This is a genomic window from Enteractinococcus helveticum, from assembly GCF_020742345.1.
GTDB classification, from domain to species: Bacteria; Actinomycetota; Actinomycetes; order Actinomycetales; family Micrococcaceae; genus Yaniella; species Yaniella helvetica_A.
In genome coordinates this window covers 1-12,961 of record NZ_DYXC01000086.1, presented here as the reverse complement: position 1 = coordinate 12,961, position 12,961 = coordinate 1, and the positions used below count along the sequence as shown (strand labels likewise).

12 protein-coding genes are annotated in these 12,961 nt (G+C 58.4%); 4 read left to right on the top strand and 8 right to left on the bottom strand.

Translation table 11 applies throughout. From position 1 onward, the window contains the following. From K8V32_RS08285 to K8V32_RS08275, 3 genes are all read right to left on the bottom strand, one after another. Nucleotides 1–935 (bottom strand): FecCD family ABC transporter permease (locus K8V32_RS08285; RefSeq protein WP_303905701.1); only part of this gene is annotated, 935 nt, incomplete at its 3' end. Between the two features lie 6 nt (nt 936–941). Then, nucleotides 942–1,982, bottom strand: a complete 1,041-nt coding sequence (locus tag K8V32_RS08280; protein ID WP_303905698.1) for an iron-siderophore ABC transporter substrate-binding protein — start codon at nt 1,980–1,982, stop codon at nt 942–944. Nucleotides 1,983–2,047: 65 nt separating this feature from the next. After that, nucleotides 2,048–2,962 carry a siderophore-interacting protein gene (locus K8V32_RS08275; protein WP_303905694.1) on the bottom strand — a complete coding sequence of 305 codons (915 nt, stop codon included), beginning with the start codon at nt 2,960–2,962 and terminating at the stop codon, nt 2,048–2,050. 142 nt (nt 2,963–3,104) lie between these two features. On the opposite strand from K8V32_RS08275, the gene K8V32_RS08270 reads away from it, so the two are divergent. After that, on the top strand, nt 3,105–4,337 hold the full coding sequence (locus K8V32_RS08270; protein WP_303905691.1) for an MFS transporter: 1,233 nt from the start codon (nt 3,105–3,107) through the stop codon (nt 4,335–4,337). Here the strand turns inward: K8V32_RS08270 and K8V32_RS08265 are convergent. From K8V32_RS08265 to K8V32_RS08245, 5 genes are read right to left on the bottom strand one after another with little or no spacing between them, the layout of a single operon-like run. Next, entirely contained in the window at nt 4,332–6,089 is a 1,758-nt protein-coding gene (locus K8V32_RS08265; protein WP_303905688.1) for a hypothetical protein, read from the bottom strand. The genes K8V32_RS08270 and K8V32_RS08265 overlap by 6 nt on opposite strands. Nucleotides 6,090–6,138: 49 nt before the next feature. Further along, the gene (locus K8V32_RS08260) at nt 6,139–7,632 is read right to left on the bottom strand and encodes a sodium/solute symporter (protein ID WP_303905685.1); all 1,494 of its coding nucleotides are present in this window, start codon (nt 7,630–7,632) and stop codon (nt 6,139–6,141) included. Continuing rightward, a complete protein-coding gene (locus K8V32_RS08255) occupies nt 7,629–8,105 on the bottom strand; it encodes a DUF485 domain-containing protein (RefSeq protein ID WP_303905681.1) in 477 nt (158 codons plus the stop codon). The genes K8V32_RS08260 and K8V32_RS08255 overlap by 4 nt, the downstream gene beginning before the upstream one ends. Next, nucleotides 8,102–8,872 carry a LytR/AlgR family response regulator transcription factor gene (locus tag K8V32_RS08250; protein ID WP_303905679.1) on the bottom strand — a complete coding sequence of 257 codons (771 nt, stop codon included), beginning with the start codon at nt 8,870–8,872 and terminating at the stop codon, nt 8,102–8,104. The genes K8V32_RS08255 and K8V32_RS08250 overlap by 4 nt, the downstream gene beginning before the upstream one ends. Next, a complete protein-coding gene (locus K8V32_RS08245; RefSeq protein WP_369681053.1) occupies nt 8,869–9,603 on the bottom strand; it encodes a sensor histidine kinase in 735 nt (244 codons plus the stop codon). Before K8V32_RS08245 ends, K8V32_RS08250 begins: the two co-directional genes overlap by 4 nt. Nucleotides 9,604–9,843: 240 nt before the next feature. Between K8V32_RS08245 and K8V32_RS08240 the strand changes: the two genes are divergently transcribed. From K8V32_RS08240 to K8V32_RS08230, 3 genes are all read left to right on the top strand, one after another. Next, nucleotides 9,844–10,242, top strand: a complete 399-nt coding sequence (locus K8V32_RS08240; protein WP_369681052.1) for a DUF485 domain-containing protein — start codon at nt 9,844–9,846, stop codon at nt 10,240–10,242. Next, nucleotides 10,239–11,864: a monocarboxylic acid transporter gene (locus tag K8V32_RS08235; protein WP_303905676.1), complete on the top strand. Its 1,626-nt coding sequence runs from the start codon at nt 10,239–10,241 to the stop codon at nt 11,862–11,864. Before K8V32_RS08240 ends, K8V32_RS08235 begins: the two co-directional genes overlap by 4 nt. Nucleotides 11,865–12,003: 139 nt before the next feature. Next, nucleotides 12,004–12,834, top strand: a complete 831-nt coding sequence (locus K8V32_RS08230; RefSeq protein ID WP_303905673.1) for a methylenetetrahydrofolate reductase — start codon at nt 12,004–12,006, stop codon at nt 12,832–12,834. Nucleotides 12,835–12,961: the final 127 nt, after the last annotated feature.

The window sequence follows — 12,961 nt, the reverse complement described above, 5'->3', positions numbered from 1 at the left end:
GCCCCGATGAATGCCGTGACGATACCGACCATGAGTTCTTGGGGGCGAATCAGCACCCGGGCGATGATGTCTGCGGCAACCAGTGCCAGCGCTCCGCCCACCAGTGCAGCCGGGATACGCCAGCGGAAGTCTTCGCCCATCAGCGCGAAGATCACGTGTGGCACGGCCAGTCCGATGAAGCTGATTGGTCCGGCAATAGCGGTGGCCACAGCGGCCAGCAGTGCCGCGGCGATAATGCCGATCAGACGAGTGGCTCCCACGCGGAATCCTAAGGAGATGGCAGTTTCTTCACCCAAGGCCAGGGCGTTCATACCCCGTGCAATAAACAGTGCCAGGATGAAACCGCTGATCAGTGGCATAAGGATTTGGCCGAGCCGCGACATATCGACACCGGCCAGGGACCCGACCATCCAGAACCGGTATGAGTCAAAGACCTGAGGCATGGTCAGCACCATGGCGTTGATGTAGGCATATAGTACGGCAGTGACGACCGCGCCGGCCAGAATCAGCGGCACAATACCGCCAGCACTGGAGCGACCACCCAGTACCAGTACGATGGTGACTGCTATCAGCGCGCCAAGCATGGCAAAGCCCATGGTCCCGGTGGCACCCAGGGCACCGAAGATCGCGGTGCCGGTGACCACGCTGGCCGAGGCGCCCACCCCGATGCCCAGGATGCCGGGCTCACCCAGCGGGTTGCGGGTGATGCCCTGAATCAGGGTGCCGGATACGGCCAGGGCTGCACCAACAATGGCGCCCATGACGGTGCGTGGAATACGCGATTCCACAACATTGGCCAGGTGGGCTTCGCCGTGGCCGGCCAGCACGTCTACGACCTCGGTGACCCCATTGGGGCGGCTGCCCAGAAACAGGCTGAGAATACAGGTGGCACCCAGCAGCACCGTTAGGGCAACCATGATCAGCGCTCGACGCATTGGGCGTTATTTTTCTTCCACGTTGGCGACGGCTTCATCGATCAGCGGCTTATAGCGTTCCAGCGACCAGGGCACGGTCAGCGGGGTGATCATGGATGAGGCGGTGACCAGGGATTGGTCTTCGGCTGCCACGATGGCACCCTGCTCGATGGCCGGGATCGCAGCATAGAGTGGTTGGGCTTCAATTTCCGCACGGCTGGCTTGGTCCATGTAGAAGGTGAAGATGAGGTCTGAGTCATTCAGCTTATCGGCATTTTCTAACCCGATTAGAGCCGACTGGGTGCCGGGCTCATCAAAGTCGGCGCGCAGTTCTTCAACAACCGGATCAGGCGTCAAGCCCAAGGCAGAGACCATGGCCACACGGTGTTCTTCGGGATAGAACACCCCCAGGGTTCCCGGACCGTTGTTATAAATATAGGAAAAGGTCAGACCCTCGTATTCGTCAACGGCGGCTTCAGCCAATTGTGTTTCAACGTCATCAATCAGTTCCGCAGCTTCTTCGGGTTGGCCCATCGCTTGGCCGATAATCTCAATCTGCTGATCCCATTCGATGGTCCAGGGTTGCTCTGGATAAGCCACGGTCGGGGCGATATCGGCCAGCAGATCGTATTGTTCCTGGGTCAGACCCGACCACGGTGCCAGGATCAGATCGGGTTGCAGTTCCACCACGGCTTCAATATCTAATTCGGTGCCACCGGTAAATAGTTCAGGCAGCTCTTCGCCGCGTTCGGTGACTTCTTCGTGAATCCATGGCAGGTAGCCGGTGTCATCAGCACCCCACGGGTACTCTTCCATTCCCACCGGGGTGCTGCCCAAGGCGAGCACCGTTTCGGTGGATCCTTGCCCCAGGGTCACAATGCGTTCCGGTTCGGATTCAATGGTTGCCGTACCCAGTGCGCTGTCAATGGTGACCGGTTCCCAGTCGCCGTCGGCGGACTCTTGCTGGCCGCCACCAGAACACCCGCTGAAAGCCAGTGCGGTAGCCGCGCCGATGGCAGCAATGGTAATCCAGCGCTTTGGCGCCGGGGTCGTTGATCGAGGTGACATGATACTCCTTGATAGTTTTGCTGGTCCAAGGTGTGAGATGATTTTTTTCTCAGCCGCGTACTTGCTTAGCCGCGCATGGCGACCCCGTGGCGCCAATACCCCATAAACGCCACCTGAGAACGCTGGACGCCGACCTCGTTGACTAAAAAGCGTCGCAGTTTTTTAATCACACCGGATTCCCCCGCGATCCAGTAGTAGGTGCCCGCCCGGGGTGCTGGGTCTGCGGCCACGTCTTCTCCGGAAGCTGAAAAGACCGGGGTTTCCCATAACAGTTCGTCTTGGTCTTCTTGAACTTCCTGACCTTCCTGGACGTGCCAACCCAGTGCTTGAACCAGCGGTTGTCCCAACGACTGATCATCACGGAAGAGCCACTGGATGTGAGCTGTGGTGTCAATGGGCAGCTGATCATCAGCCGATGGCACTTCAATGTAGGCGCTCACGTTGGTGCCGGTGCCCTGTTGCTTGAGGTCTTCTAAAATCCGGGCGATCGCCGGGGCCGCGGATTCGTCGCCGAGCAAGATGATGTCTTGGGCTCCGCCGGGATGAAATTCGATGCCCGACGGCGCTTGTCCCTCATGCGGTGCCACCAACAGCAACGCATCACCGGGGACGGCGGATGCTGCCCATGCTGATGCCGGTCCGGTCTGGCCGTGATCGATACCATGCAGCACAAAGTCCACCGTGAGATAGGTAACCCCCTCGGCTCGGACCAGATCACGAATCGAATAGGTTCGCATGGTCCCGCGTTCGGCGTCCGGAAGCTGAAGCCAACGCTGATACCAGTCCGTACTGTCAGCAATCACCGGTAGTTGCCCGGTGTCGTTGGGCAAAATAATTTTGATGCGCTGATCATAAAACGGGCCATCAGCCGCTAAGTCATTGAGCTGAGCACCGGTGAACACAATGCGCCGGAACGTCGGCGATAGCTGGTGCACCGAATGGACGATTCCGCGAACCGGACCGTGGAATACATGGGTCATACTGACTCCTGGAAAGGACAATATTTGTGTGGTTTAATGCACAGGAACCGCTCAAGATATTACGGAATAAGCTCCATAAGAAATGCACTTAGGTTACCCTAAAGCATCTGCTGGTGAGATTCCACTGCTACACTGGCACGTTGTGCAAAAATCTGTTTTTTCTGCTGCCGCACGGCGTCGTCGACTGCCAACGCAAATCCAGATCAGTGAGCGACGTCGGCTCGTTGTGATGCTGGCGATGGCGCTGGGCGCATTTGGTATCGGGACCACCGAATTCGTGTCGATGGGCCTATTGCACATGATCGCCCAGGATTTTCAGATCACCGAGGATGTCGCCGGGGCGATCATCACCAGTTATGCCCTGGGTGTGGTCGTTGGTGCGCCGTTGATTACCGCGCTCACCGGCCCGGTGCCACGGCGTCGACTGCTCTTGTTGCTCATGGCCGCTTTTACGATCGGCAATGGCTTATCGATGTTTGCTACCAACTACGAGACCCTGCTGGTGGCACGGTTTATCGCCGGCTTGCCGCACGGCGCGTATTTCTCGGTTGCCGGCTTGGCTGCGGCATCAATGGCACCGATTGCCCAGCGCGGCCGAGCCGTCGCATTTATCACCATGGGCTTATCTGTTGCCACGGTCATTGGTGTGCCGGCCGCCCAGGCACTGGGGGCAGCACTGGGTTGGCCCGCCGCTTACGGTCTGGTCGCCTCGATCGGTTTGGTCACCGCGATGCTGCTGTGGTTTTTGATGCCGCACATGACGAAAATGCGGCCCACGAATCCGCGCACCGAGCTGGGTGCACTGAAACGCTGGCAGGTCTGGTTGACCTTGGCCATGGGTACCGTGGGATTTGGTGGCATGTTCGCGGTGTACACGTATATTTCTTGGACCATGACCGACCGGGCGGGTCTGGATGCCTCCTGGTTGTGGCTGGTCTTGATGGTCTACGGCGTCGGGTCGGTGGCCGGTACCTGGTTTGGTGGGCGCCTGTCGGATCGCAATCTGGAGTTTGGTATCGTCTTGTCGCTGGGCATGATCGCTATGGTTCTGGCTGCGTTCTATTTCACCTCAACCCATCCGGTGTTCGGGGTGGTCAATTTTGGGCTTATTGGGTTTTTCGGGTCCAGCCTGGTTCCCAGTTTGCAGGTCCGGTTGATGGATGTGGCCGGTGATGCCCAAACCTTGGCGGCCGCACTGAATCACTCGGCGCTGAATCTTGCCAATGCGGCCGGCGCAGCAATCGGCGGGGCCGTCATCGCCGCAGGCTTCAACTACTCGGCTCCGGCCTTAGCCGGGACCGTGCTGGCCTTAGCGGCGATCCTCATCTGGGTGCCAACCACGGTATTGCGTCGTCGTCAGCTGGCTGGGTCATGAAAAATGCTGATCCAGAAATTCATCCATGTAGTCCATGGTCATCATCAAACCGTAGAACACCGCACCTTGGAGTGGTTCGGGAATCTCGGGTTCACGCAGATTGGCACCCAGCAGGCCAAAAGCATGCAGTGAGCGCAGATATTCATCTGAGCGCTGCTGCACAAGCTGGCCACGGAAATCATCCGGTGACGCTTCCGTGGCCGGGGACATCTTGGCCAGCGAGTTCAACAGCCGACCCAGCGTATGCCCGACCGAGGAGACTTCCAGCGGTGCGTGTTCCAGTGCGTGGATCAAAAAGATTTTCACATAGGTTGCGATCATGCCTTCGGCTGCCTCAAACGGGATGCGCTCGGCTTGGAGGTATTCATCTGCGGTTGGGCCCAGTTCCACGGTGGCATTGGCCACGGTGATGACACCGAGTTCTTCCAGCGCCCACCACCAGATCATCAGCTCTGGGACCTCCAGGGCAGATTCGACCGGATGGCCCGATATGGCTTTGCCTTCCCGTGTGGTGCCGTGGACTTCCAGGCCGATCATGGCCCCCAGCGTGTGGATATCTTCGGTTCGTGGGGCACCGGAATCGGTGGTCGGGCGCGGGGTGTTTAACCAGTCGCGCAACTGCTGGATTCCGGACACGATGGGCAGCTGGTGCATGGCCCGCTGTCGGGTATCGTGGTCAACGCTCTGGGCGGCGGCAAAGATCTGTTCGAAATCCCACGGCGGGGCTTTGTGCACCACGGTCATATCGGTGATTTTGGCGTGTGCCTGATGCCAGCGGTCCGGTTCCAGATCGGTGCGCAGCCGAAACTGCAGATAGTGTTTGATGATCTCTAATGCGGTGACCACATATTGTGGCTGGGTATTGGCCAATACGGCCATGATCCACACGTCAAAATCCTCCGGGTGGTGTGGGTCAATGCCCTCCCGGGCGGCATCTTCGACCATCGAGGTAAAGATAATGGAGATCTTGGCGGCCATGCCGGCGACGTCGTCCTGAGTTTTGAGCCAGTTGGCAAAATCCTCCAAATATTCCTGCGACGACGGCGTCTGCTCACCGTTGCTGACCGGACGTGGGCTGATTTCCAGGGCCGGGACGAGTTCGTTGAGCACTCGGTCAAAGGTGGTGTTCTGGTGGGTTGCCACGGCTGTGATGGTTGCGGCCAGCAGGTAGATGCCAGCCCGGGCGAGTTCGAAACCACCGTGGTTGGTGAGTAGCGTATCCAGGGTTCGGAAGGCCGTTCCCTGAGCGGCTCGTGCCAAGATCTCTTCGGCTGCGGCCTGAGTTTTGGGGTCGACTTTGGGAATTTCTACGACGTGCAGCGCCGGGTGGAGGGCGGTATTGCGGTAGATGCCGTCGAGGTATTCCATGGTCACCCCGGTCAGGTGGCCGCTGGAGGGGCGGTGGCGTGTGGGTGCCGGGCCGATGGAGCCGAACAGGTTCTGGACCGCTGCGACATTTTCGGTGTGCAGGGCGATGACGAGTTCGCGCAGGGTGTTGACTGCTCGGGCGCGCTGGTCGCCCACCGGGGTGGACAATTCCATATTGTGGCGTTCAACTGCGCGAGTCATGGCTTCGTTGAGTTCTTCGGGGTCGGCGTCGGCCAGGTTCTTGCTGTCGATGCCTTCGGCAGCCAACAGTGGCGCGAGCTGTTCCATGAGCTCGGCGTCGGCCCCGATTCGGTGCCGGATTTCCACTCCGGGCGGCAGGGGTAAGAATTCTGGGTCGTCGGATGGCGACTTCGAAGCAGTCATATGCTGACGATATCAGCGCTGTGGCGTGGATAACAGGTACGCCGGGTAGCTAGTATTTCTTGGCTGGTTGGGTACCCTGTTCAGGTAGATGCAGTTTGGCTAACACGGCGTCGGCATTCGCCGATGGCCGTTGGGCTCCCAGGGCTGACACGAGCATGGTCACAACCAAGACCAGCGGCACTGTCCACAGGGCGGGGTATTGCAAGACGGTGGCGGTGAATCCTTCAAGCTCCAGGATCTGACCTGCTGTCAATGCGCCCAGGGATACTACGGCACCGGTGAGCATGCCGGTGATCGCACCGTGTACGGTGAGCCCCCGCCACCAGATGGCCAGTAACACGATGGGGGCCAGTGAGGACGCGGTGAAGGTAAAGACCATTGCGACCGCACCGGCCAGGGCGAGTCCGGTGGTGATAAAGGCGGCAATAATCGGTAAGACCATCGCCAATATCGCACCGATACGGAAGCCGCGGACGGTTCCACCGAAGAATTCTTGGGATACGACCCCGGAAATTGAGACCACCAGGCCGGATGCTGTTGAGAGGAATGCGGCAAATGCTCCACCGGCTACCAGTGCGGTGAGCAGATCGCCGGTGACCCCGGTAAAGATCGCATCTGGCAGGTGTAATAGTGCGGTATCGGTGCTGGCTGAAGCCGCCAGTTCGGGTAGTACCGCGCGGGCGACGACGCCCAGGATAATGGGCAGGCAGTAGAACCCTGCCAGCAGGCCCAGTAAGAATACGGTGGTGCGGCGGGCCGTTGGCCCATCTGGGTTGGTGTAGAAGCGCACTAGCACGTGCGATAATCCCAAGGTGCCCAGCATCAGGGCGGCGACCAGGGAAATGGTGCGGTAGGTGCTGGCGTGGGTTTCGATGACCAGTTCGGTTTCAAATGCGTTGGCCAGATCTGGGATGAATTCTGCTTCCCCGGCACCAACCTGCAACAAAATAAACATGGTGGGCACCAACAGGGCTGAGAGCTTGAACCAGTACTGCACCGCCTGGGCGATGGTCACGGAACGCATGCCTCCGGAGACCACGGTGGGCAGCACGACCAGAATTATAATCGCTGGGCCCAGCCAGCCGGGCAGCCCGGTGGTGGCCGATAGGGCGATTGCGGCACCGTGTAACTGCGGGATGATGTAGAGCCAGCCGGTAAATACCACCAGCATGGCGGTCAACCGGCGCAGGGTGCGCGACGGTAGGCGCAGGCTCATTAAGTCTGGGATGGTATAGGCACCGGAGCGACGCAATGGTGCCGCGACAAAAACCAAGAGGGATAAAAACCCTGCAGTGTACCCGACTGGGAACCATAGTCCGTGGGGCCCAAACGCCATGATCAGTCCGGCTACACCGAGAAAACTGGCGGCCGAAAGGTATTCGCCGGCGATGGCTGATGCATTCATCCACGGTGGTACCCGGCGGGAAGCAACATAGAAGTCTCGGGTGGTGCGACTGCGGCGTAAACCGTGGACACTGATGATGATCGTCACGATACACACCAGGCTGATGGCACCGATAACTAAGAAGGCATCCTCGGTCACGACCGCTCCCCTGACTGGTCCGTCAGTTGTTGGACCAGCTGGTCTTCGTGGGCGGTGGCTCGACGAATATAAAACCAGCCCAGCAGCATTAATAGTGGAATAACCATGACCGTGGGAAATAGCCACTCCAGTGGGACGCCCAGCAGCGGTGCGCTGGCGAGCGCGGGGCTGAAATGAAACGCCAAGTTAACGATGACCACCAACCCGAAGAACCACGCCATGAGACTAACGGCCAGTCGGAGTTGGACGCGCATGAGTCGTCGCACGGTTCGGGTTGTTGGTTGGCCGGCTGCCGCGGAACCTGCCGGATTGTGTAAGACTTCTTGAACGCTAGGCGGCCCGGTGGGCATATCGACTCGCACCCGGCGAGCGCGCATGGTTCGTAGTGTGTCGGGGACTTGGGTGGACGGCATCGGGTCGCGGATGAGGTCGAGCTCAAAATCGTCGTCGTCCAGATAGCGGGGATCGATCATCCATCACTCCGCGGAACCGATCGGAAATTGAGTTGTTTGAGACGTTGACGCACCTGGGGCATGAGTCGGCGGCTCACCGGCAGTTCGGTGTCACCAATGAACATAAACATTTTACCGTCTTGCTGCACGATTTTATTGGCATAGTTCAGGTTCACGATGTGCGACCGGTGGATGCGCACAAAATCGTGTGCTGACCATTCTTCTTCAATCCCGGTCAGCGACATGCGCAACAAATACGAGTCATCCTCGGTGTAAATCCTGGCGTAGTCGCCTTGGGCCTGAGCCCAGCGGATATTGCGGATCGGAACAAATAATTGTTGGGAACCCTGCTGAACGGTGACCCTGCTTTGTTCGGGCAACTGGCTGATGCTGCCGGTGTCCACTCGGTTCAAGGTCTTGCGCAGCGCTTCGTGTAAGCGTGTTGATCGTACGGGTTTCAGCAAGTAGTCCAGAGCGTCGAGTTCGAATGCGTGCACGGCTGGCCGAGCGTCGGCGGTCACAAAAATGACGTGCGGCACATCCCCGCGGTCTTGACGGCGCAATTCATGGGCGAGATCCATGCCGGTGGGACCTGGCATGTGAATATCTAATAGCACCACGTCAATGCGATGGCGGTTCATGACCTGTTTGGCTTCGGCAACACTGGTGGCAGTGTGGACCGCGCCAACCAGCGGATCTGCTTCCAGCAGCCACTGCATCTGTTCTACGGCGGGGACTTCGTCATCCACGGCCAGGACGCGAAGGCCCGTGTCTTGGTTGGTGCTCATGCGGGGTCTCCCGTAATCGGTGTGATGATCCGGGCCGGGGCTTTGAATTTGGGAATGCGCATTGACACATTCATCCCGGCCTGCTGGGCGGTTTCTATCTGTAAGCCATGTCCTGGACCGTAAGCCTGGCGCAGTCGAAGATCAACATTGCGCAGACCAACGTGGGACCCGTCTGCTTCACCGCGCATCACTTTGGCCATGAATTCCGGATCGGCGCCCACACCGTCGTCCTCAACACTGAGTTCCGCGTAGGTATCGGCATCTTTGGCGCGCACAAAAACATGTCCATCACCCTCGGTGTTGTACATGCCGTGACGTACGGCGTTTTCCACTAACGGTTGCACGCTGAGAAATGGGATTTTGAGTCCCAGCACCTCCGGGGCGATATCCAGGCTAACTTGCAGTCGTTCACCGAAGCGGGCTTTTTCTAATAACACGTAGCGTTCCACAGCACTGAGTTCGGCCTCGAGCGTGGTGAAGTCCCCCTCGGTGCCCAGGGAGTAGCGGGTGAAGTCGGCGAAATCGACTAAGAGTTCTCTGGCACGCACCGGATCACTGGGGATCAGTCCTGCGATGGCGTTGAGTGAGTTGTAAATAAAATGCGGCGAGATCTGGGCGCGTAGGCTGCGCAACTGCGCGTCGATGAGTTGTTCACGGGTTAGTTCAACCAGTTGCTGATAATCCGGTTCAGCACTTTGATCGACTACCTGGGGCTTTTTGCGAAAGATCACGGCACCCTCCCCTGGAGGCGCGGTGCGACCCTACAGGCACCCGGGTCACTCAACGGGTAAAGCGTGAACATACCCCTAAGACTAGGTGACAACACTTACTTTTTCTAAAATCTCCGCCGTTCAACTCATCAACGTGACCGCTTATCGCAGGATTCAACCATTCGCCTTTCGTGACTCACATCACACTGGTTAGCGTGTGGGTCATGAAGTTCTCATTCGACTCCACCCTGGAGGATCATCGTGACAACAACCACTGATTACGCTAACTTCCAGCAGGTCCAGACCTCTGAGCAGTTCCAGACCCTGCGGAAAACTCATCGCAGCTTTGTATTCCCCATGACTGTGGTGTTTTTGATCTGGTATCTTGGCTTCGTCATTTTGGCCGCGTTTGTTCCAGAGTTTATGGCGATTAAAGTCCTGGGCAATATTAACCTTGGCATCGTGCTGGGTCTAGCCCAGTTCGTCACCACCTTTATCATCACCGGGGCCTATGTATCCTATGCCAACCGGAAGATCGACCCGATTGCTACCGATCTTCGAGAAAAAATGGAAGCCTCCGGAGCTACCGGTGATGAGCCGGTACCGGTAGAAGAATCCAGTTATGTCACCACCACATCTGGTTCAGGAGATGCATCATGACCTCAGCATTTGTCACCGCAGCCAGCACAGAAATGTCTACCGAAGTTGGCAACCCGTGGGCCAACATCGGGATCTTCCTCGTCTTTGTTGCCATCACACTCTATGCCGTGTTGAGAGCATCCCGTAAGACGAAAACTGCCACGGACTTCTACGCTGGGGGTCGCTCATTTACCGGCACCCAAAACGGGACCGCCATCGCCGGAGACTACCTATCGGCCGCGTCCTTCTTAGGCATTGTCGGAGCCATTGCGATTTATGGCTACGATGGCTTCCTCTATTCCATCGGTTTCCTGGTGGCCTGGCTCGTCGCGCTACTTCTTGTAGCCGAGATGTTGCGCAACACCGGTAAGTTCACCATGGCCGATGTTCTGAGCTTCCGGCTGCGGCAACGCCCAGTACGAATCGCCGCGGCAACCTCCACCCTGGCGGTCTCGATTTTCTACTTGCTGGCCCAGATGGCCGGCGCCGGGGCACTGGTCTCCCTGCTGCTCGGCATCGATTCCAAGATCGGCCAATCCTTAGTTATCGCCATCGTCGGCGTGCTGATGATCTTCTATGTGTTCATCGGCGGTATGAAGGGCACCACCTGGGTGCAAATCATCAAAGCTACCCTGCTGTTGATCGGTGTGGGCATCATGAGCGTCTGGATGCTGGCACTGTTTGGTTTCAACTTCTCGGCCATGCTCGGTGAAGCGGTCGCTACCGCTGGCAACTCCGCCATACTGGATCCAGGCCTGCAATACGGTGCCACCACCTTGTCGAAAATCGACTTCCTGTCACTCGGTCTGGCCCTGGTCCTGGGAACCGCAGGACTGCCACACGTGCTGATGCGGTTCTACACGGTGCCTACCGCTAAAGAAGCTCGTAAATCCGTAGTCTGGGCGATCTGCTTGATCGGCGGGTTCTACCTGTGCACCCTGGTGCTGGGCTTCGGCGCAGCCGCAATGTTGGGCCCGGAAGTCATCAGCAACGCCCCGGGCGGACAAAACTCGGCAGCACCACTGCTGGCCTATGAGCTGGGTGGCACCCTGCTGCTGGGCGTCATCGCCGCGGTTGCATTTGCTACCATCCTGGCCGTCGTCGCTGGTCTCACCATTACCGCATCAGCATCATTTGCCCACGACATTTACGGCGAAGTCATCAAGAAGGGCAAACTGGACACCAAGGGCGAAATGCGCGCCGGACGTGCCACCGTGGTCGTCGTTGGTATCTTGGCCATCCTGGGCGGTATTGGTGCCCAAGGTCAGAACGTAGCGTTCCTGGTTGCACTGGCCTTCGCTGTTGCCGCCTCAGCGAATCTGCCCACAATTATCTACTCGTTGTTCTGGAAGCGCTTCACCACTCGTGGCGCCCTGTGGTCTATGTACGGTGGGCTGATCTCCTCGGTTACCCTGATCGTCTTCTCTCCGGTCATGTGGGGAGCCGAAACCTCGTTCTTCCCGGACATCGATCTGGCGTTCTACCCGCTGACCAACCCTGGCATCGTGTCAATCCCGTTGTCGTTCATCCTGGGCTGGCTGGGTACGACCACCTCGAAAACCACCGAGGACCCTGCCAAACAAGCCGAGATGGAAGTTCGTTCCCTCACCGGTGTTGGTGCTGAAAAAGCTACCGACCACTAACCCCTCCTGTAACCACCACACCACGCTGAGTCCCCGCGTCCCATTGGGCGCGGGGACTTGGCATGTCATTCCTAAATACTGCCGAATTCCGGTGGCAATGATGCTGTCCCGTGTGGACTCACAGCAGAAGGATCCGTAGATGTACCAGCACATTGATTTCACGTCTGCATCCGTTGAGACGACGGTGCGCCAGGTGGCGCAATTCGTTGCGGTCACCGACCGGAACCCGGCGGGAGCACCCATCAATGTGGCTTTTGTCGAAGATATCCCGATCACCGAGCGTCTTTCGGCGATCGACGCATTGTCGGCGGCCGATTTGCAAGTTCGACCGATTATCTCGGCTCGCAGGATTATTTCTGAGTCTCAGCTTGTCGAATTGATCCAGGGCATCACCAACGAGACAGAAATTGATCAGCTGTTGGTCGTTGGTGGTGACCCAATACAGCCTGCCGGGCCGTATACCACGGCACTAGAGCTCATCGGGTCCACTCCGATCGTCGAATCAGCGGTCAAACTCATAGGGTTGCCGGGGTTTCCTAAAGAACATCCCACCACCTCGGTCGAGGTTCTGCTGAACCACCTTGTTGAGAAGTTCGAAGCGATCACGGCGCCCGGTCGCCAGGTCGAGTTGACCACCCAGGTGTGCCTGGACCCGGCAGCGGTGCATGCTTGGATTTCCAGGGTTCGCGCACGAGGGGTGACAGCACCGATCCGCATCGGTATACCAGCCCCAACCACTGCAGCGAAGCTGTTGCGATTTTGCCAGCTGTGCAAGGTCGATGCCAGGCTCGAGGACTTGTACCGCTATGGATGGGTGGCCGATGCATCCGCCACCCTGGCTGCTCCAGCAGCGTTCCTCAATTTGCTGTCCCAGCTGTTACAACCGGGTGACGGCCCGATCAGCACCCACGTTTATCCGATGGGTGATGTCCCCGCAGCACTCGCGTGGTGGTCATCGATCCAGGATTGAGCGGTAGCCCCAGTGGCCACAACGAAACTGAACCTGACGCTCAAGCATCGTTCTGGTCGGCGGCCGCCATGGCCTGCAACTTCTGGACGGTCTTCCAGTTGCGAACGGTCACTCGTGGTCCCAGCTT

What these genes read in the sequence shown, in the direction of transcription:
- K8V32_RS08280 (WP_303905698.1), bottom strand. Translation starts at nt 1,982, where the DNA reads ATGTCACCTCGATCAACGACCCCGGCGCCAAAGCGCTGGATTACCATT.
- K8V32_RS08275 (WP_303905694.1), bottom strand. Translation starts at nt 2,962, where the DNA reads ATGACCCATGTATTCCACGGTCCGGTTCGCGGAATCGTCCATTCGGTG.
- K8V32_RS08265 (WP_303905688.1), bottom strand. Translation starts at nt 6,089, where the DNA reads ATGACTGCTTCGAAGTCGCCATCCGACGACCCAGAATTCTTACCCCTG.
- K8V32_RS08255 (WP_303905681.1), bottom strand. Translation starts at nt 8,105, where the DNA reads ATGATCGATCCCCGCTATCTGGACGACGACGATTTTGAGCTCGACCTC.
- K8V32_RS08250 (WP_303905679.1), bottom strand. Translation starts at nt 8,872, where the DNA reads ATGAGCACCAACCAAGACACGGGCCTTCGCGTCCTGGCCGTGGATGAC.
- K8V32_RS08235 (WP_303905676.1), top strand. Translation starts at nt 10,239, where the DNA reads ATGACCTCAGCATTTGTCACCGCAGCCAGCACAGAAATGTCTACCGAA.
- K8V32_RS08230 (WP_303905673.1), top strand. Translation starts at nt 12,004, where the DNA reads ATGTACCAGCACATTGATTTCACGTCTGCATCCGTTGAGACGACGGTG.